This window comes from Bacillus sp. XT-2 (assembly GCF_025696525.1).
Taxonomy (GTDB): Bacteria; Bacillota; Bacilli; order Bacillales; family Bacillaceae; genus Bacillus; species Bacillus halotolerans.
The window spans coordinates 196,138-214,905 of the sequence record NZ_JAHVOC010000008.1; the positions used below are offsets into that span (position 1 = coordinate 196,138).

Annotated in this window: 20 protein-coding genes; 9 read left to right on the forward strand and 11 right to left on the reverse strand. The window is 43.7% G+C overall.

The window, feature by feature from the left end:
* Nucleotides 1-52: 52 nt before the first annotated feature.
* The 3 genes from nupN to malK form a co-directional block, all read right to left on the reverse strand.
* A complete protein-coding gene (gene nupN, locus KXD37_RS19410) occupies nt 53-1,132 on the reverse strand; it encodes a guanosine ABC transporter substrate-binding protein NupN (RefSeq protein WP_188323255.1) in 1,080 nt (359 codons plus the stop codon).
* A gap of 471 nt (nt 1,133-1,603) precedes the next feature.
* Entirely contained in the window at nt 1,604-2,311 is a 708-nt protein-coding gene (gene maeM / locus KXD37_RS19415; RefSeq protein ID WP_024122665.1) for a two-component system response regulator MaeM, read from the reverse strand.
* Nucleotides 2,304-3,905 carry a malate sensor histidine kinase MalK gene (malK, locus tag KXD37_RS19420; RefSeq protein ID WP_106019472.1) on the reverse strand — a complete coding sequence of 534 codons (1,602 nt, stop codon included), beginning with the start codon at nt 3,903-3,905 and terminating at the stop codon, nt 2,304-2,306. The genes maeM and malK overlap by 8 nt, the downstream gene beginning before the upstream one ends.
* A gap of 177 nt (nt 3,906-4,082) precedes the next feature.
* On the opposite strand from malK, the gene KXD37_RS19425 reads away from it, so the two are divergent.
* Entirely contained in the window at nt 4,083-4,640 is a 558-nt protein-coding gene (locus tag KXD37_RS19425; protein WP_095713969.1) for a YufK family protein, read from the forward strand.
* Nucleotides 4,641-4,657: 17 nt separating this feature from the next.
* Here KXD37_RS19425 and KXD37_RS19430 read toward each other — a convergent pair whose 3' ends face one another.
* The 3 genes from KXD37_RS19430 to KXD37_RS19440 all read right to left on the reverse strand — a co-directional run bounded on the left by KXD37_RS19430 (nt 4,658) and on the right by KXD37_RS19440 (nt 8,267).
* Nucleotides 4,658-5,071, reverse strand: coding sequence for a thiol-disulfide oxidoreductase DCC family protein (locus KXD37_RS19430; protein ID WP_024122662.1), 414 nt, complete (start codon nt 5,069-5,071; stop codon nt 4,658-4,660).
* A 20-nt stretch (nt 5,072-5,091) separates the two neighbouring features.
* Nucleotides 5,092-6,966, reverse strand: coding sequence for a transglycosylase domain-containing protein (locus tag KXD37_RS19435; RefSeq protein ID WP_024122661.1), 1,875 nt, complete (start codon nt 6,964-6,966; stop codon nt 5,092-5,094).
* Between the two features lie 92 nt (nt 6,967-7,058).
* Nucleotides 7,059-8,267, reverse strand: coding sequence for a multidrug efflux MFS transporter (locus KXD37_RS19440; protein ID WP_373370492.1), 1,209 nt, complete (start codon nt 8,265-8,267; stop codon nt 7,059-7,061).
* Here KXD37_RS19440 and KXD37_RS19445 point away from each other — a divergent pair.
* Both KXD37_RS19445 and kapD read left to right on the forward strand, forming a co-directional pair.
* Nucleotides 8,170-8,373 carry a hypothetical protein gene (locus KXD37_RS19445; protein WP_044160312.1) on the forward strand — a complete coding sequence of 68 codons (204 nt, stop codon included), beginning with the start codon at nt 8,170-8,172 and terminating at the stop codon, nt 8,371-8,373. The two genes, KXD37_RS19440 and KXD37_RS19445, sit on opposite strands and share 98 nt — an antisense overlap.
* 77 nt (nt 8,374-8,450) lie before the next feature.
* Entirely contained in the window at nt 8,451-9,068 is a 618-nt protein-coding gene (gene kapD / locus KXD37_RS19450) for a 3'-5' exonuclease KapD (RefSeq protein ID WP_024122659.1), read from the forward strand.
* A 26-nt stretch (nt 9,069-9,094) separates the two neighbouring features.
* Here the strand turns inward: kapD and KXD37_RS19455 are convergent, their stop codons facing one another.
* The 3 genes from KXD37_RS19455 to KXD37_RS19465 form a co-directional block, all read right to left on the reverse strand.
* Entirely contained in the window at nt 9,095-9,481 is a 387-nt protein-coding gene (locus tag KXD37_RS19455) for a kinase-associated lipoprotein B (RefSeq protein WP_106019470.1), read from the reverse strand.
* 45 nt (nt 9,482-9,526) lie between these two features.
* Nucleotides 9,527-10,813 carry a sensor histidine kinase gene (locus KXD37_RS19460; protein ID WP_024122657.1) on the reverse strand — a complete coding sequence of 429 codons (1,287 nt, stop codon included), beginning with the start codon at nt 10,811-10,813 and terminating at the stop codon, nt 9,527-9,529.
* Between the two features lie 125 nt (nt 10,814-10,938).
* Nucleotides 10,939-12,102 (reverse strand): MalY/PatB family protein, encoded by a 1,164-nt coding sequence (locus KXD37_RS19465; protein WP_106022015.1) that lies wholly within the window; start codon nt 12,100-12,102, stop codon nt 10,939-10,941.
* A gap of 87 nt (nt 12,103-12,189) precedes the next feature.
* On the opposite strand from KXD37_RS19465, the gene KXD37_RS19470 reads away from it, so the two are divergent.
* Nucleotides 12,190-12,450, forward strand: coding sequence for a YugE family protein (locus KXD37_RS19470; RefSeq protein WP_024122655.1), 261 nt, complete (start codon nt 12,190-12,192; stop codon nt 12,448-12,450).
* 26 nt (nt 12,451-12,476) lie between these two features.
* Here the strand turns inward: KXD37_RS19470 and KXD37_RS19475 are convergent, their stop codons facing one another.
* Nucleotides 12,477-13,301: an alpha/beta fold hydrolase gene (locus tag KXD37_RS19475; protein ID WP_106022016.1), complete on the reverse strand. Its 825-nt coding sequence runs from the start codon at nt 13,299-13,301 to the stop codon at nt 12,477-12,479.
* A 149-nt stretch (nt 13,302-13,450) separates the two neighbouring features.
* Between KXD37_RS19475 and KXD37_RS19480 the strand changes: the two genes are divergently transcribed.
* From KXD37_RS19480 to yugI, 3 genes are all read left to right on the forward strand, one after another.
* On the forward strand, nt 13,451-13,951 hold the full coding sequence (locus KXD37_RS19480; RefSeq protein ID WP_106019468.1) for an Lrp/AsnC family transcriptional regulator: 501 nt from the start codon (nt 13,451-13,453) through the stop codon (nt 13,949-13,951).
* Nucleotides 13,952-15,112: an aminotransferase gene (locus KXD37_RS19485; RefSeq protein ID WP_024122652.1), complete on the forward strand. Its 1,161-nt coding sequence runs from the start codon at nt 13,952-13,954 to the stop codon at nt 15,110-15,112.
* A gap of 202 nt (nt 15,113-15,314) precedes the next feature.
* On the forward strand, nt 15,315-15,707 hold the full coding sequence (yugI, locus tag KXD37_RS19490; protein WP_019259312.1) for a S1 domain-containing post-transcriptional regulator GSP13: 393 nt from the start codon (nt 15,315-15,317) through the stop codon (nt 15,705-15,707).
* 46 nt (nt 15,708-15,753) lie between these two features.
* Here yugI and KXD37_RS19495 read toward each other — a convergent pair whose 3' ends face one another.
* Nucleotides 15,754-15,990, reverse strand: coding sequence for a DUF378 domain-containing protein (locus KXD37_RS19495; RefSeq protein WP_003220771.1), 237 nt, complete (start codon nt 15,988-15,990; stop codon nt 15,754-15,756).
* Between the two features lie 241 nt (nt 15,991-16,231).
* Between KXD37_RS19495 and KXD37_RS19500 the strand changes: the two genes are divergently transcribed.
* Together KXD37_RS19500 and KXD37_RS19505 are read left to right on the forward strand one after the other, a co-directional pair.
* Nucleotides 16,232-17,395, forward strand: a complete 1,164-nt coding sequence (locus tag KXD37_RS19500) for an iron-containing alcohol dehydrogenase (RefSeq protein ID WP_024122651.1) — start codon at nt 16,232-16,234, stop codon at nt 17,393-17,395.
* Nucleotides 17,396-17,497: 102 nt separating this feature from the next.
* A complete protein-coding gene (locus KXD37_RS19505) occupies nt 17,498-18,670 on the forward strand; it encodes an iron-containing alcohol dehydrogenase (protein ID WP_024122650.1) in 1,173 nt (390 codons plus the stop codon).
* Nucleotides 18,671-18,768: the final 98 nt, after the last annotated feature.

Genomic DNA, 18,768 nt, shown 5'->3' on the forward strand with positions numbered 1-18,768 from the left:
GCTCTGAAAGAAAAACAAGGGATAAGGGCTCTTCTCCTTATCCCCGCGATTCTTATTCAGCTTTGAAATTTTTCAGCTCTTTCTCTGTTCCCGGCACTTCTAATCCGTCGATGATTTTTTTCTTCCAATCATCAACTGCTTTGATTACATCATCCGATAGGTTTTGTTTAGAGGAAGAAATGCCGACTCCGTCTTGATCAAGTCCGTATGTAAGCGTTTCTCCGCCGGGGAATTTGCCTTCGCTTGCTTTCTTTGTTAAATCTTCAACTGCTGTATCAACCTTTTTGACCATGGAAGTAAGGGTGACGTTATCGTCTGTTCCTTCTACTTGGCCTTCTGCGTATTGATCTTTATCGACTCCGATCACCCAAACATCACGCTTCGGGTCTTCTTTTTTCAGGTTCTTGGCTTCTGTAAAGACACCTGTGCCGGTGGCGCCTGCGGAGTGGTAAATCACATCAACGCCTGACTTATACATGCTCTCGGCGGTTGCTTTTCCAACGTCCGCTTTATCGAATCCGCCCGCATACTTCACCTGGACAGTTGCGTCAGGTTTTACGGCCTGAACCCCTGCACGGAAGCCGACTTCGAATTTTTTGATTAATTCGGATTCCATGCCGCCCACAAATCCGATTTTTCCTGATTTGCTTGTTAAAGCTGCGGCCACTCCGACGAGAAATGAGCCTTCCTGCTCTTTAAACGTAATGCTTGCGACGTTGTCTTTATCGACGACTGCGTCAATAATCGCAAAGTTTGTATTTTTGCGCTGATCGGCGATTTCACTGATTGAATCTTCCATCAAATAACCAACGCCATAGATCAAGTCGAAATTCTCACGCGCTAATTTATTTAAGTTTGTTGTATAATCTGCATCTGATTTAGATTGCAGGTAGTCGTATCCGTTTTTTCCTTTTTTCAGGCCATTATCTTTACCGAAGGCTTGGATGCCTTCCCATGCTGATTGGTTAAAGGATTTGTCATCAACCCCGCCAATGTCGGTGACCATCGCCACACTGAATTTGTTTTTGCCCTCACTGTTTCCGCTGCTTTTTTCGCTGTTTCCGCATGCTCCTAAAATGGTGCCCGCTGCGATTACAAGTGACATCGCCAATCCGATTTTGCGTTTATTCAAGATATAACCCCCCAGAAAAATTTGGCCTAAGCTGATCCGGTCAGTCATGAGATGGGATGCCTCACTCAATTCTTAGAATCGATAAAATTTTCAGATAATAACAATTAGAATGAGCTGAGACAGTTCTGATCTTCCCTTAGTAAGTGTGGTGTGAGTGTTTCCTTCGAAAGGCGGGGAAGAGAAGGATGTTGAAGGTGTTCCGGACGGAAAACCGTGACATCTCTTTCTGAAGTGTGACTTATGACTTAGTCTAGGGATCAACTAACCACTCATAATTTATCATTTTACTTACAAGAAATAAATAGAATTACGCATTATTTTTTAAAAAATAAGTATTTTTAGAATTATATACTCAAATATACAAAAAAGTCCTTTATTATTCTTGTATAGCTTATTGGCGAAAGGTTCAAGCACCTTGGCAAGAGATGTGACAGAAAAAAACGCACTGCTCGACATGAACAGTGCGTTTTTTTATAAATATTGCTTAATTCCGTTAAGGTTGCCTGTATTGACATTGTACTGAAACACTGGTCTTCCGATCGTTCCGTACGCCATTTCGACATTCAGAACCTGTATATCTTCAAGAAATTTTAAGTATTTTCGGATGGATACTTGAGATATTTCAGTATGATTTGCCAGGTCTTCTGTCGTAAAGGACTCGTTTTCAAAGGATTGAATGCTGGACCAAATCAGCTTCAGCGTGCTTTTTGTCAGCCCTTTTGGCAGGTGCACTTTTTCTGTCGCTTCCTTCTTATGAAACAGTTCCGCGTCCAATTCTTTTTGGCTCATGTTTCGATGGGTGGAATACACTTTTTGTTTTCGTCTGTAATCAGAAAGGGCAGTCTGAAAACGTTCAAATTCAAACGGTTTGATTAAGTAATCCACAGCTCCGTAACGAAGTGTTTTTTTGATGACGTCCAGCTCGCTTGCCGCAGAGATGACAATCACGTCAACCGCTTCATTTTGGGCTCTCAATTCCGTCAGCAGCTCAAGCCCGTTTTTGCCCGGCATATAAATATCAAGCAAAATGAGATCGATGTGATGCTCTCCTAAAATATGCAGAGCGCTTTGAAAGGAAGAGGCGATTCCTTTCAGCTGAAAGCCTTCTATTTGGCTTAAATATCGTTTATTTAATTCACCCACCATGGGGTCATCTTCAACTATTAGTACATTAATCATGGTTTTCCTCCTTCGGTTCGTACGGGATGCGAAGACTGAATGTGGTTCCTTCATTTTTTTCGCTGGTGATAATCATTTGGCCCTTTAAATTCTCCATGCTTTGCTGGGTGAAATAAAGGCCGAATCCCCGGTTTTTGCCCTTTGTTGAATAGCCTTGTTCGAATACCTTGACTTGGTCTTCTTCGGACATGCCGGCTCCTGTATCGGTAATTTCGATGTCCAATATCTTGTCATGAAAACGCATGGACATCGTGATTTGTTTTTTCGGCATATTGGCAACAGCGTCCAAGGCGTTGTTGATGAGATTTCCGATAATCGTAATCAGTTCATGAATGACTGAAGGATCTGCTGCGTTTGGAATAACCCCGCTGCATTCAATATCGAGATTTGCGCCCTGCTCTCGTATGTAGCTCTGTTTTCCCAACAGAAATCCGGCCAGCACGGAGCTTTTGACATCATTTATGATTTCACTCGTTTCTGATTTTTGCTGAATGGCAATATCTTTAATATAATCTCCAAGATCGTCATACTCTTTCAGCTGGACGAGACCTAGTATCACATGCAGTTTGTTCATAAATTCATGAGACTGCGCTCTCAGTGCGTTTGCATACATTTTAACACCGGAAAGCTGTTCAGCTAAATGTTTTACCTCGGTTTTGTCCCGGAATGTCGCAATCGCTCCGACGGTTTGTCCTTTCAGCTGGATGGGCACTTCATTAAATACAAGCTCTAATCCGTTAATGCGCGCATCTCTGTCTTGAAGAGGTTTTCGGGTCTCAATGACATTTTTCAGACGGCTCTTCGGCAGGATGTCATTGACATCCTGATCGACGGGATTTGTTTCTATGCCCATTTTAATGAAAAGGCGCTTTGCTTCGGCATTGGCAAGCTTGATTTTACCGTGTTCATCGACAGCGAGTATGCCTTCTTTCGTTGATTCAAGCATGGCGCTCCGTTCTTGAAGAAGTGTCGCGATTTCATACGGTTCAAGTCCGTACATGATATTTTTCACCGTGCGTGCGACGATAACAGCTCCGATGACGCCGACGAATATACTGACGCAAATAATAAAATAGAGCGGCCGTAAGCTGTGGCTGATGACTTCGTCAATTTCATTCACTGTGATGCCGACCGCAACGGCTCCGACTTGTTTTCCATTCTTAGCGTAGACAGGCACGAACGCTCTCTGCGATTTCCCAAGCGTGCCTGAGGCAGTGCTGATATGGACATGTCCTTTTAATACTTCGGCTTCATCCCCGCCCCTGAATTTTTTTCCGATTTTGCTGTGGTCCGGATGGGTTCTGCGAATGCCGTTCATATCCATGACAACGACAAATTCTGTGCCGGTAATTTTCTGGACGTCCAGCGTGTAGCTGAGCAGTTCCTTCTGGTTTTTTCCGCTCTCCAAAGCGGAGGCAGTAATCGGTGCGTCGGCAACCATTTCAGCCGTTTGCAGCGCTGTGTCTCTTTCCTGATCACGTATCCTTTTAGAGGTTTGGGCACCGACGGTAAAAAAGGTGATGAGCAGTGCGATTAACACGACGATACAGACAAATATGGTGAGTCTGGTTTGCAGTTTTAATGTTTTTTTCATATAAAACTTCCTTACGTTTTATGATTCCTGCGTACTACTTTACTCTCAAAATGCCGCTTTGTGAAGATTTGGGACCGTAATTCGTAAAAAGGAGAAAAAATGGAATAATTTATCTTGTCAATGTGTTTTAAGTCCTCCATAATAAATGAGGTAGATTACAGAAAGGGACTTTTTTATATGAAAAATACTTATTTGACAGGATACTTTCCGCTGATTGCGATCCTGCTTTTTAGTTCGTCTTTATCCATTTCAACTTCACTCTATGCATTGAAGATGCTGTCTTCATTTGGAATGTACGATGGGATGCTCGATTACTTCTCTGAGAAAGGAATCAGACTTGCGTTATTTGCGGCCTTTGCACTTTTATATTTTATGGTTCTGTCCGCTCTGAAATTAATTGCAAATACCGTGACTGAGCTGTCACTGCTGTTTTTCGCAAATGATCCGGAAGGAAAAAACCTGAAAACAGTCAGAATGGGCTCTATCATATATTTAGGCGGCGGGATCTTATCCTTTGTGCTATTGCAAAATGTCATCTGGATTGTGATCTGGTTTGCAGTTGTTACACTTGCTTACTTTGTGTTCGTTGTTTACCGGATTTATTCAACACTTTCTATCATGTCATTGGTCGGATTCATTCTGTTGGAACTGCTGTTTTGGTTTACATTTGTTATCGGTATTCTGTTCATATTTATCAAGCTTTATAATAGCATAATGGCTAGCTTACCTGTGTAAGCTAGCCATTTTTTCGTTTATGGTAAAAATCTATTTTTTATAGAAGGGGAGGGGAGCATACATTCATTTTTTTTGCCGAACCACTTATAGCGGTTTTTGGCAATAAAAGAATAGAGTATATCTCTGACAGGTTTCGGCACTGCAAAAAACAGGACGAAGAGCCGCCATGGGCCCCGCAGATGCCTGAAAACCTTTATGGCTGCAGTTGACTTAGTGTAAACCTGGCCGTCTTCAATAAAGACAAAGCTGTCAAAATGCTCAGTCGGAAGCCCGCTTTTTTTCAGCAGGCTCTGTCCTGTTTCCGATTGAAGCGATGCAAATGAAATCAAACCGTTTGGATCACGCTTTATGATAAATTGAACGGCACCGTTGCATAAGTTGCACACACCGTCAAACAGCAATACGCGATTTGGAATTTGTTTTGATGTCACTGCAGATCTCCTCCGATTCTTTAATAAGCTGCCTGCAGCGTTCCTTTCCAGATGGAAAGCTGAGGGCTGATACTGTGAAGGTATTCAACGCTGCTCGGTGTATCTTTTCCAACCCAGACACCCATTGTGTAAGTATCAGTCAGGCCGACGAACCACATATCATGATAATCATTTGAGGTTCCCGTTTTACCGCCGATATAAGGCGCTTTGAAATATGCTTTTTTCCCTGTCCCGCTTTTGACAACGGAAGACATCAGTTTTTTCAGCTGCATGTTTGTGCGGACGCTGAATATCTGTGTCGCTTTGTCATTCCATTTATAAATCGTTTTTCCTTTTAAATCCGTCACTTTTGTAATCGCGTGGCTCGGCGAGTAGCTTCCGCTGTTGCCGAATGTTGTATACGCCTTTGTCATCTCAAGAGGCGTCATGCCGTGTGTAAATCCGCCAAGCGCCGCCGGCAGAAGATAGTCGCTGTTGACAAGCTTTGAAAAATGATACGGCTCAATATAGCTGAATGCTTTTTGGATGCCAACACGGTCCAGCATTCTGATGGCCGGTGTATTATACGAGTTTTTAAACGCTGTATCGAGCGTTACTGTGCCGTATGTGCGGTTATTGTAGTTTTGCGGACAGTAGTCCCTGCTGCAAAATTTGCCTGCATCAATTGTGCTGCTTGCCGTCGCACCTGTCTGTTCAATATAAGGTCCGTAATCGAGAAGCGGCTTAATGGATGATCCTGGCTGTCTGTATGCTTGGTAGGCACGGTTAAAATCATACTTATGATAGTTTTTGCCGCCGGATAGAGCGACAACTTGATGCGTCTGGTGATTAATCACAGCCGCTCCGCCCTGTACGCCCGCATACGGAAGCTTCGAATTCATTTGTGCCACGACTTGATTTTGCATGTACGGATCAAGTGCGGTATAAATTTTTACGCCGTCTTTCAGAAGTGTGCTGACTCTGGCGGACAGCTCGTTTTCTATCTTGTCTTTTTGTTTTCCTGACGCTTTTTGAAGACGCTTATCAAAGCCTTCAGATTCAGACACTAGTTGAGTGAATTCATCATTTACGTAGGAAACGTAGTCCGGATATTTGTCTTCTTTCTCTTCGACATCCAGTTTGATTTTTTGTTTTACGGCTTTTTTCAGCTCTTTGTCCGTAATGACTCCGGCATTTTTTAACCCTTTAAGCAAGCGTTCTTGACGGCTTTTCGTGTAGTCAAAATGCTTGAGAGGATCATATAATGTAGGGTTATTAGGTATAGCGCAAATAAAAGCCATTTCTCCCAGTGTGAGAGATTTCAGCGGTTTGCTGAAATAGAATTCAGCAGCTGATCCGACGCCATAAACGCCGTTATTAAAATAAATCGTATTTAGGTAGGCTTCAAGAATCTCATTTTTCGTATACTTTTTCTCAAGCTGATAGGAGTACGCGAGCTCAGTCAGTTTGCGGCTGAAGGAGCGCTCGTGGCTCAAATACAAGTTTCTTGTAAGCTGCTGTGTGATGGTGCTGGCCCCCTGGTCAATCTTTTTGTCCTTCACGTTGGAAGCGGCCGCCCGCACCATCCCCATAAAGTCAAAGCCTTTATGTTCGTAAAAATGGCGGTCCTCGGAAGTTAAAAATATCTGTTTGACTTCTTCGGGAATCTTCTTGAAGGGAACCAGCACACGGTTCTCATCATCGCTGACGATTTCCGAGACCAGAGATCCGTCCCTGTCGTACATGTAGCTGTTCTGAACTAGGCTGATCTCTTTCAAATCAATATTCTTATCAAGCACCTGATCCAGGGACTTCATTTGTTTTACTTCTTTTCCGGAAGCGATAACTGTAAATGCAAACAATGGGATTATGCAAAGGAGCAAAATCCATCCGATAATTTTTCGTAACATGGTCACTCTCTTTTCTCCTAAATTCTAGCCATATCGTACCATTCTTTTGAGTTTACGAGAAGGTTAAATTTAGAAGACTCCTCAATTTTTGCTGAGAATCAGCTTGCTTTGGCATACGATTCTTTTTGGAATTTCTTCATGATCCAAAGCAGGCAGGCACCTGCGAAAAAGAGAAATGCTGTGACATAAAAGGCTGCAGAGATATTGAAGTGACTCGATATAATACCGCCGAGAAGAGGTCCGAGAACGTTTCCTAAAAAGCGAAAGCTGACATTGTAGCCGAGGACCTCTCCCTGGATGGAGCCGGGAGCCTGAACGCGGATTGCCGCTGTGATGCATGGCAGAAGGCCGCCCATTGCCATCCCGAATAAAAACCTGAAAACTAGCAGCACACTGAATGAAGAAGCGAGTGCCTGCGGAATAAAAAATAAAGAGGCGGCGATTAAAAGCCCGATTAAGATGCGGCGGTGGCCGTAGCGGTCTCCTAAATCTCCCCATTTTCTTGCCAGAAGCAAACTGCCGAGTCCGGTTGCCGAAAATGCCATGCCGGAGAAAAAGGCCAGATTGTCAGATCCATGCAGCTCGTTTACATATAAAGCGAGCAACGGCTGGATACTGAAATTTCCTGTTTGAATCAGCATGGTTAACAGCATCATGACCCAAAGCGCGGGCTGGTGAAAAATATAGGAGAGCACTTCTTTTCTCGTATAAGACTGACGTTTATTTATCTTCTCTGTGAGCGGCTGTTCTTTGACCCCGAATAACACGAGAAGAACGGCTGAGAAAATCACAAAGGATGTGATAAAAAAGGTATACGTAAAGCCGAAGTGGTCAGCAAGAACGCCTCCCAAAAGCGGGCCGAACAAGCTTCCGGACACTTGCCCCATTTGGAGCGTGCCAAGCGTTTTGCCGGCTGAGCTTTTAGGCGTCTGCGCGGAAATCATTGCAAGGGATGTCGGGATAAATCCGGTTACAAGCCCCATTGCCATACGCAGAAAAAACAATTGATAAACCGACGTGACAAAGCCCATTAATAAAATGCTGACGGCAATGCCGGTTCCGGTTGTCAAAAGGATTTTCTTGTAACCGCGTTTGTCTCCGAACCGCCCCCAGAATGGGGATACCAAAAAAGCCATTAAAAATGTAATGCCGAACACATAACCGCTCCACCTTTGCACAAAGCTGTTGGAAAAGGTGCTGAGCGTCTCAATATACAAGGAGAGAAAAGGGACGATCATCGTTGTGCTGGCTGATACAAAGAAATTCGCCAGCCACACAATGACAAAGTTTTTCTTGCGGATAGAAATAACATCACCTTCTTATTATTTCGGGTTCCTTACTAATTATAAAGAAACAGTGCACCATTTAAAAGAAACAATGCGGCTGGGAAAATTCATTATTTTTAGAAAATGAAGAAATGAAGAGAAGGAGAATTGATATACTATAAAGATAGCATTCTTCTGATCGGAGGAAAGGCAGGTGTAAAAATAGTGGAGGCAGGCAACTTACTCATTATTGATTTCGAATTTACGATGCCCGAAGGAAAATACAGTCCGCAAAATTTTTTTCCGGAAATCATTGAAGCAGGAATTGTAAAGTCGGTTAATGGTGAAGTAGTTGAGACGTTTTCGAGTTATATCAGGCCGAAAAAATTCCCCAAGCTGACGAAACGCTGCAGATCATTTTTAAACATTACGCAAAACCAGGTAGATGAGGGGATGAGGTTCGAGGACTTTATCCGTAAATTAAATGAGCTTGATCCTGAAAAAAATTGCACGATCATCACATGGGGAAACATGGATATGAAAGTGCTGAAGCAAAATTGTATGTTTAACCATATTCCTTTCCCTTTTAAAGGGGAGATGAGAGATTTATCGCTTGAATATAAAAACTTTTTTGGAGACCGGACACTGACCGGCTTGTGGAAGGCCGCGGAAGAGTACGGAGATAAAGGAACCGGCACCCATCATAAGGCGCTTGACGATGCTCTTACAGCCTATAAGCTTTTTAAGCTTGTCGAGCAGGATAAGCAGTATCTTGAAAAACCAAAACCGCCGACAATCGGCGAGAGGATTGATTTATCTGAACTGTTCCGGCGCGCCACATAAAAAACCCAATCTTTTGTCAGACTGGGTTATGGCCGAGTGAAGTATTCTTTTTCTAAAACGTCCAGATTATTCAGGGAGCGCTTTGCCCATTCTGAATCATCTCCGGCCAGTTTGGCTCTCAGCTGTGCAACCGCTTCCCGCAAAGACTCGTTATAATCCGGCACTTCACTGTCATAGGGCTTCACCATATGATGAGGGATATTGGTCTGTTCGCCGAAAGCGAGCGCTCTTCTCTCATGGAAAAACGGCACATCTGCCTGTTTTGGATTGTGAAGGTCTCCTTGAGCGGGATGGGTAAGAACCGCCTTGATTTTGACTAAATAATGCTGCGGTCTGCAATCTGTTATTTCTCCTATGTATACACCTGTTTTGTAAAACCCTTTTACGATAGAGCCTTTCTCAAATGTACTCATCTGTTATCACCTCGCATTCATTCTATAAAAGTTCCAATTGATTTGCTAGTGAGGAAGGTCGGCAGGAAGCTTGATCGTCACAATGGTTCCTCTTTGAAAGCTGCTGCTGAACGAAATGGTTCCGTGATGATGTTCAATGATGGAAAACGTCACAGTCAGTCCAAGTCCCGTTCCGTTCGTTTTTAAAGAGTAATAAGGTTCACCCAGCTTCTGCATTTGGTGATCCGTCATGCCGACACCGTTATCTGAGATTTTGATTACGATCATATGGCCGCTTCTTTTGGCTGAAACTTGGATGACCCCTTTACCCGGGGGAACGGCTTCAATGCTGTTTTTCATGAGGTTGATCACAGCCTGCTTCAGCTTTGTTGCATCCCCGTATACCAAAAGGTCCGGCTCGGCGTCCGCCTCTACTGTCACAGATTTGTAATTGGCATACGAAATCATGAGGGAGCTCGTCTCTCTGATAAGAGAAGATAAATCAAAAATCTCTTTTTCATATAATTGCTGTTTGGCGATATCAAGATAATTTGTAATAATGCCCTGAGCCCGGTCAAGCTCTGACAGCACAAGCTTTTTATAATCCGCACTGGATTTGTTTTGAAAGGATTCATCATTAAAAAGCAGCTGGACAAATCCCCGGACAACTGTCAGCGGATTTCTAACTTCATGAGCCACACTTGCCGCAAGTTCACTCACAATCTCCATTTTTTCCGAATGAATAAGCTGGGAACGCAGGGCGATATTTTCTGCGATGCTTTCTATAATATAAATGCTTAAAAGAAGAACGATGCAGCGGAACAAACCCGATACAGCTGCCTCATAATATAAGGATTCTGAATTTTGAAAATTTAAAATATTCACGGCGGAAAAAACCAAGATGGAGGCGAAAAATAAGAAGATCTCCAAGCAACCGATGAATAAAGACAGCAGCAGTTTTCTCGCTTTGGACATGAATGGCCACTTTTTTTGAAGCAAAATTGGGATGATGATATGAAAAGGCAGCAAAGTGAAAACAAAAATGGCGGAAGGCTCAAAAAACAGCAGTTCAAAACATAAGACGGATGCGGCGACTGTTAGCCCGGAAGCAGTGTTTATGTAAAATAAACAAATGATGACAGGAATGATTTGAAGACCGTATTGGATGTAGTCCATTTCCTGTATAGGGAAGATAATGCATAAAACGGAGGCGCCGCATGCAAATAACGTGACCAATCCGTTGTTGATTTTTGGTACAAGGATTGACGGTTTTCCAAGCCAAAACACTTGGTAAAGAAGAATGGGAAACAAAATAAAGCAAATATGCAGGAGATAGTCTTTTAGAATTTCCATTCGAGTGAAATCCTTTCGTATAAAATATGAATCTATTATAACACTTATCATTAGAAGTAAAATACAAAATTTCTTTATAAAGAACGCCTTTACGATTGATGCGTAAAGGCGTTTGTGACGAATATTTACTCCAACGCTGTTTTTATCCGGCGCAGTCCGTCCTGCAAGGTTGCCAGAGGGCACCCTGCATTCAAACGCATAAATCCTTCTCCGCCAGGGCCGTATTTCTTGCCGGGCTCCAAAATAATTTTCCCTTTGTGCAGCATCTTTTGCTGCAGCTCTGCATCAGACAGGCCGTATGCGCGGAAATCGAGCCAGATCAGGTAAGACGCATCAGGCTTCATCATCTTGACATTCGGGAGCTCGCTGGTCAAAAAGGCTGCCGCCTCATCCATATTTTTCTCAAGATAAGATATCAGTTCATCAAGCCACGGCCCGCCATTTGAGTAAGCGGCTTCGATTGCGCTCACGGCAAACGCGTTTAATCCGCCTAAACCGTTTCGCTGCAGGCTTGCTGAAAATTTGGCGCGCTTCAGCCGGTCTGGAATAATAATTGCTGACGCCTGCAAACCCGCGATGTTAAACGTTTTGCTCGGTGCTGCGCAAGTCACAGAAATCTCAGCGAAATCGTCAGAAAGAGAGGCGAACGGTGTATGGGTATTTCCGTAGAGCATCAAATCGGAATGAATTTCATCTGAAACGACTGTAACGCCGTGTTCAAGGCATAATTCGCCGAGCTTCAGCAAATCTTCCGGGCCCCAGGCACGCCCTGAAGGGTTATGCGGATTGCATAAAATAAACATTTTGACGCTCGGATCACTGATTTTTGTCTCCAAATCTTCAAAATCCATTACATATGTTCCGTCTTTTTCTTTAAGCGGATTATGTAAAATACGCCGGCCGTTTTTCTCAATCATATGGTAAAAAGGCGTGTAGACAGGGGATTGGACAATCACTTGATCCTTTGGTTCTGTAAAAGCCTGAACCGCCATGCCCAAAGCTGTGACCACACCGGGACTGAATGTAATGCTTTCCGGGTTCACCTTCCAGCTGTGCCGGTTATGCATCCATGCACACACTGCATCTTTTGTTTTCTGATCTGGAGCTGTATATCCGAAAATCCCTTGTTCTAGGCGCTGTTTTAATGCTTCTGTTATGGCTTCCGGCGCACGAAAATCCATATCCGCCACCCACATCGGTAGTGCGTCTGTCACGCCGAACAATTCGCCTGTCTTGTCCCATTTGACGGATTGGGTGCCGAGGCGCTGTTCTTGTTTATCAAAATTCATTCTGTTCCACCTCTTATGTATGTTTATTTTTCTTAGCGTAACTATGATAAAATAGATCTGCAAATTTTATTATAAGCGGTGATGAAAATGGAAGAAAGTCAAGCGGTCAGGGAAATGATCAATGTCATTGCCAAATGGGACCCGTTTAAATATGGTGAAGATTTTTATGAAACGGAGGCTGTTGATGTCGTACAGGCCGTCTATGATGAAGACGATCCTGAAGTGTTAGCGAAAAGCATACAGCATATTTTCGAAGCTTCTTTTGAACAAACACTTCCGATCGACAGCTGCCGGAATGTGGCTGGCCAGCTTCTGTTCATTAAAGACAGCAGCTCTTGCACGCCTTGAAAAAACCGGTATACAAACCGGTTTTTTTATTCTGTGATAAACTCTGCAATTCGTTCGGAAACGAATTCAGGGCGTTCCTCCGGCACCAAATGCCCTGTTTCCCGCAATGAATACAGTTTGGAATCCGGCAGGTCACGGTGCAGGCGTTCGCCGATTTTCAACGGAACCACCTTGTCCTCCTCGCCCCAAATCAATAAAGCGGGTTTGTTCATTTTTTTCAATTCCTCACACTGTAAATCTCCTTCTCTGTGCCGGATGAACCTCGTCATTGCTTTGAAAATCTGTTCATCTTGAAAAGGTTTGCCGTAGCCGTCAATCATCGCCTCGTCTATCAGCGATTTGTTGTGAACGACATTTAATAAGTTTTTCATCACGCCTTCTTTGGAAAGCCAGCGTTTGATATAAAGATGAAAATATGGGAGGTGAGTCCCGAAGATAATCGTCGGGTGCGAGCGTTTTAAATAACCTGAACTGCAAAGAAGCACAATCTTCGAGAAGAGCTCAGGCTTTAATAGAGCAGCCGACAGCGATATCTGTCCTCCCATCGAATGCCCGACAAGCGCCGCCTGTTTGACTTGCAAGTGCTCCAGGAGTCCGATGATAAGCATGGCGAGGTTTTGATAGGTATATATAAATGTCCTTGATTTTTCTGATTGGCCGAAAGGAGGCAAATCGAGCGCGATGATGTCATACTGGTCCCGAAGCAAGGGGATTAATTTTCTGAAGCTGAAAGCAGAAGATAAAAAACCGTGTACGCAGACAATTGTTTGTTTGCCTGGATTTTGATAGTGCTCATAATATACATGTACTCCTCCGACTTTAACACGCCTTATTGGTGTAACCGCCTCCATTTTGCCGTCACTCCCTTCATAGGATGTCCTGTATTATGCCCTGAAATTGTAAGTTCTAGCGGAAGTTTCTCCTCATTTTTTCTTAGCATTCGTCAAAAAACGTGATATAATGTCATGAGATTTCTTGACATTGCAAAGGTGTGAATTGAATGAAATTGACCGAGAAAGAAACAGAAATATTAGAAATTTTAGACGAAAACAGCCGCGCTGATCTAGAAACAATCGCAAAGATGGCCGGTATCCCTGTAAATGAAGTAAAAGCGATCATTGACAAATTGGAAAAAGAAAAGGTTATTATCGATTATTCCGCTATGATCGACTGGCGGAAGGTGGACGGCCATGAAGGCGTGACAGCCATGATTGATGTTAAAGTCACTCCGAAGCGCGGAGTCGGTTTTGACGAAGTGGCGGAGCGGATTTACCGATTCCAGGAGGTAGAATCAGTCTACCTGATGTCAGGCGCATACGACCTGTCTGTCGTGATCCGCGGCAATTCAATGTCTGACGTTGCGCGTTTCGTATCTGATAAACTGTCAACTCTTGATTCAGTTGTGTCTACGACAACACATTTTATCCTGAAAAAATACAAGCATGACGGCAAAGTATTTGAAACGGGAGACGACGACAAAAGAATCGTGGTGTCACCGTAAATGACTTCTTATTTATCCGATTATGTACAACAAATAAAACCATCCGGCATCCGCAGATTCTTTGATTTGGCGGCAACGATGGAAGGGGTTATTTCTTTAGGAGTCGGAGAACCTGACTTTGTAACGGCTTGGAATGTCCGTGAAGCAAGCATTCTTTCCCTTGAACAAGGGTATACGTCATATACCGCTAATGCAGGTTTATACTCATTGCGGGAGGAAATCAGCCGTTATGTCAGCAGCCGGTTTGGTCTTACATACTCTCCTGACGATGAACTGATAGTGACGGTAGGGGCGAGTCAGGCTTTGGATATTGCGATCCGCGCCATTGTAAATCCCGGTGAGGAAGTGATTATTCCTGAGCCGTGTTTTGTGGCGTATGAATCGCTTGTGTCTTTGACAGGCGGCGTCCCTGTTCATGTCCATACGACGGCTGATAAAGGTTTTAAAGCAACTGCTGAGGATTTTGAAGCGGCAGTGACCGAAAAAACAAAGGCTATTCTCATTTGTTCGCCTTCGAATCCGACCGGCTCGGTTTACTCAAAGAAGGAGTTACATGAAATTGCTGAGTTTGCCAAAACACATGATTTGATCGTACTGAGCGACGAGATTTACGCGGAACTGACATACGATGAGGAATTTACAAGTATAGCAGCATTCCCGGGGATGAAAGAGCGGACGGTTGTCATTTCGGGATTTTCAAAGGCGTTTGCCATGACAGGCTGGAGACTCGGTTTTGCCGCGGCGCCTTCAGAAATTCGCAACGCGATGCTTAAAATCCACCAGTATGCGATGATGTGCGCGCCTGCAATGGCGCAATATGCAGCGCTTGAAGGATTAAAAAACGGAATAGAAGACGTAGAAAAGATGAAAAAGAGCTACCGAAGAAGACGTAATTTGTTTGTCGAAACGCTAAATGAAATCGGTCTCAGCTGCCACCATCCGAGCGGTGCTTTCTATGCTTTCCCATCCATCAAAAGCACTGGGATGAGCTCAGAACAGTTTGCCGAGGAGCTCCTGATGCAGGAAAAAGTAGCCGTTGTTCCCGGTAATGTGTTTGGGCCGAGCGGAGAAGGATATATCCGCTGTTCGTATGCGACATCAATTGAACAGCTGCAAGAAGCATTGGTCAGAATGAAGCGCTTCTTACACAAAACAACATAAAAAAAGATACGAACCTTTTGTTCGCATCCAATAAAAGGGGGAATACTAGAAAGCCTTTGGTATTTGCAGTATGCCCTCTTTTTGATATGCTTAAACCTGATATCATATTAAAAAAAGTTTCCTTTGCGGAAATGAGACATGTATGATATAATTTTAAATTGCGTATAAACAGATATTTAATTTAACTTAGGAGTTGTTATGAATGGCAGCAAAATTTGAAGTGGGCAGTGTTTACACTGGTAAAGTTACAGGATTACAAGCGTATGGTGCGTTTGTTGCATTAGATGAAGAAACTCAAGGTTTAGTACACATTTCTGAAGTGACTCACGGTTTCGTAAAAGACATCAACGAGCACCTTTCAGTTGGCGACGAAGTACAAGTAAAAGTACTTGCTGTTGATGAAGAAAAAGGAAAAATCAGCCTTTCTATTCGTGCGACACAAGCTGCGCCTGAGAAAAAAGAAAGCAAACCAAGAAAACCTAAAGCTGCGCAAGTAAGCGAAGAAGCTTCTGCACCACAAGGTTTCAACACATTAAAAGATAAGCTTGAAGAGTGGATTGAAATGTCCAACCGTAAAGACCTTATCAAAAAATAAGCATGAAAAAAGCACCGGACAGGAATGTTCGGTGCTTTTTTTTATCCTATCGCATTTCAGGATTTGCTGCCTCTTCACGTGATCTTTCCTCGTTTGGTTTAAACAGCAGACCGAGGTTGATTAAGCCGGCGATTCCGACAAGACCGTAAATAATACGGGAAAGAGCTGACCCTTGGCCGCCGAAGATGGCCGCTACTAAATCAAATTGGAAAAATCCGATCAGTCCCCAGTTAATAGCGCCAATGATTGTTAATACAAGGCAAATTCTCTGAATTGTACTCATGTTTTGCAACCTCCTCCATGAATTATTAAAACAGTTATAGATTGTGACAAAATGGAGAATCTATACATGCATTCTCCATATTGAGAGTAGCCGGACGAAACGGCCCAAACTCAGCTTGTATCTGTTTCTTTCCCAGCATCTTGCAAATGAAAACTGCCCGATACGCTGAAAACGGAAAGAGCTGATTGCTTTACATGGAGCGCAGGCATTCTGCATAATGAAAATCTAAGGAGGAGATGTCATGCAAAACTTTACATATTGGAATCCGACGAAATTAATTTTCGGCCGCGGAGAAGTTGAAAAACTCCCGGAGGAACTGAAACCTTACGGAAAAAATGTATTGTTAGTCTACGGAGGCGGAAGCATTAAACGCAGCGGCCTTTATGATCAAGTGATGGAACAGCTGAATAAAGCCGGTGTCACGGTGCATGAATTAGCAGGCGTAGAGCCGAACCCGCGTGTGTCGACTGTTAATAAAGGTGTTGCGATCTGCAAAGAAAACAACATTGATTTCTTATTGGCTGTCGGCGGCGGAAGTGTCATCGACTGTACAAAGGCGATTGCTGCGGGGGCAAAGTATGATGGTGATGCGTGGGATATCGTAACGAAAAAACACCAGCCGAAGGAAGCTTTACCGTTCGGAACTGTATTGACTCTCGCCGCAACTGGCTCTGAAATGAACGCAGGTTCAGTTATTACCAACTGGGAAACAAAAGAGAAATATGGCTGGGGCAGCCCGCTCGTGTTCCCTAAATTCTCTATTTTGGACCCAGTGAACACATTTACTGTTCCTAAAAACCACACGATCTACGGAATGGTTGATATGATGAGCCACGTGTTTGAACAATACTTCCACCATGTATCAAACACACCTTACCAGGATCGCATGTGCGAATCTCTTTTACGCACAGTCATCGAAACAGCGCCTAAGCTGATCAATGATCTTGAAAATTACGAACTGCGTGAAACGATTCTTTATACAGGGACAATCGCTTTAAACGGTATGCTGTCAATGGGCGCAAGAGGGGATTGGGCAACTCATAATATCGAACATGCCGTTTCAGCCGTTTACGATATTCCGCATGCCGGCGGACTTGCGATTCTCTTCCCGAACTGGATGAGACATACATTATCAGAAAACCCGGCCCGCATGAAGCAGCTTGCGGTGCGTGTGTTTGATGTAGAAGAAGCTGGAAAATCAGATGAGGAAATCGCGCTGGAAGGCATCGACAAGCTGTCTGCTTTCTGGACAAGCCTAGGCGCTCCAAACCGTCTGGCTGACTACGATATAAATGACGAACAGCTCGGCACAATTGCCGACAAGGCAATGGCCAACGGTACGTTCGGCCAGTTTAAATCACTTAACAAAGAAGATGTACTCGCTATTTTAAAAGCATCTCTATAACAAAAGGGGGAAATAGCCGATCCGGCTGCTTCCCTTTTTCTTTGGACTTATGTTACAATTGTTAATCTGTTTTTTGATACAGCAATATTTGGAGGTTTTACAATGGAAAATTTTACTTATTATAACCCGACGAAGCTGATCTTCGGAAAAGGCCAGCTTGAACAATTAAGAAAAGAATTAAAGCAATACGGTAAAAATGTTCTGCTTGTCTACGGAGGCGGAAGCATTAAACGTAATGGCCTTTATGACCAAGTAACAGGCATATTAAAAGAAGAAGGCGCCGCTGTCTATGAACTGCCAGGGGTAGAGCCGAACCCGCGTCTTGCAACTGTGGAAAAAGGCATTGACCTATGCAGACAGCATGATATTGATTTTCTGCTTGCTGTGGGCGGCGGAAGTGTCATTGACTGCACAAAAGCGATCGCTGCGGGAGTAAAATACGACGGAGACGCTTGGGACATTTTCAGCAAAAAAGTAACAGCCGAAGATGCACTGCCGTTCGGTACCGTTCTAACCCTTGCTGCTACAGGTTCTGAAATGAACCCTGACTCTGTGATTACAAACTGGGAAACAAACGAGAAATTTGTATGGGGAAGCAATGTAACTCATCCGCGGTTCTCGATTTTAGACCCTGAAAATACGTTTACAGTGCCTGAAAATCAAACGGTTTACGGTATGGTTGACATGATGAGCCACGTGTTTGAACAATACTTCCATAATGTCGAAAACACACCGCTGCAAGACAGAATGTGCTTTGCCGTTCTGCAGACGGTAATCGAAACAGCTCCAAAACTATTGGAGGATCTGGAAAATTACAAACATCGTGAAACGATTTTATATGCTGGCACAATCGCTCTGAATGGCACGCTTCAAATGGGCTACTTCGGCGACTGGGCTTCTCACACTATGGAGCATGCCGTATCAGCTGTTTACGATATTCCGCATGCCGGCGGACTCGCGATCCTGTTCCCGAACTGGATGAGATACACGCTTGATACAAATGTCGGCCGCTTTAAAAACCTTATGCTCAATATGTTTGACATTGATACAGAAGGCAAAACGGATAAAGAAATCGTGCTTGAAGGAATCGACAAGCTGTCTGCGTTCTGGACAAGTCTGGGTGCGCCTTCCCGCTTATCCGACTATGATATCGGAGAGGAAAAACTGGAACTGATTGCTGATATCGCAGCCAAAGAAATGGAGCATGGCGGCTTCGGAAACTTCCAAAAACTGAACAAAGATGACGTGCTTGCCATCCTTCGCGCGTCACTCTGATTTCTTTGGACGGAATGCAGTCATTCCGTCCTTTCTTCTTGACTTGATTTCACAGATAAGTTCATATAAAGTGAAAGATGAAAACATTATACCGTTAT

Excerpts from the sequence above, each read along its gene's own strand:
- maeM (WP_024122665.1), bottom strand. The coding sequence starts at position 2,311 with ATGATTAATGTACTAATAGTTGAAGATGACCCCATGGTGGGTGAATTA.
- malK (WP_106019472.1), bottom strand. The coding sequence starts at position 3,905 with ATGAAAAAAACATTAAAACTGCAAACCAGACTCACCATATTTGTCTGT.
- KXD37_RS19425 (WP_095713969.1), top strand. The coding sequence starts at position 4,083 with ATGAAAAATACTTATTTGACAGGATACTTTCCGCTGATTGCGATCCTG.
- KXD37_RS19455 (WP_106019470.1), bottom strand. The coding sequence starts at position 9,481 with ATGAGTACATTTGAGAAAGGCTCTATCGTAAAAGGGTTTTACAAAACA.
- KXD37_RS19460 (WP_024122657.1), bottom strand. The coding sequence starts at position 10,813 with ATGGAAATTCTAAAAGACTATCTCCTGCATATTTGCTTTATTTTGTTT.
- KXD37_RS19465 (WP_106022015.1), bottom strand. The coding sequence starts at position 12,102 with ATGAATTTTGATAAACAAGAACAGCGCCTCGGCACCCAATCCGTCAAA.
- KXD37_RS19470 (WP_024122655.1), top strand. The coding sequence starts at position 12,190 with ATGGAAGAAAGTCAAGCGGTCAGGGAAATGATCAATGTCATTGCCAAA.
- KXD37_RS19475 (WP_106022016.1), bottom strand. The coding sequence starts at position 13,301 with ATGGAGGCGGTTACACCAATAAGGCGTGTTAAAGTCGGAGGAGTACAT.
- KXD37_RS19480 (WP_106019468.1), top strand. The coding sequence starts at position 13,451 with ATGAAATTGACCGAGAAAGAAACAGAAATATTAGAAATTTTAGACGAA.
- KXD37_RS19485 (WP_024122652.1), top strand. The coding sequence starts at position 13,952 with ATGACTTCTTATTTATCCGATTATGTACAACAAATAAAACCATCCGGC.
- yugI (WP_019259312.1), top strand. The coding sequence starts at position 15,315 with ATGGCAGCAAAATTTGAAGTGGGCAGTGTTTACACTGGTAAAGTTACA.
- KXD37_RS19495 (WP_003220771.1), bottom strand. The coding sequence starts at position 15,990 with ATGAGTACAATTCAGAGAATTTGCCTTGTATTAACAATCATTGGCGCT.
- KXD37_RS19500 (WP_024122651.1), top strand. The coding sequence starts at position 16,232 with ATGCAAAACTTTACATATTGGAATCCGACGAAATTAATTTTCGGCCGC.
- KXD37_RS19505 (WP_024122650.1), top strand. The coding sequence starts at position 17,498 with ATGGAAAATTTTACTTATTATAACCCGACGAAGCTGATCTTCGGAAAA.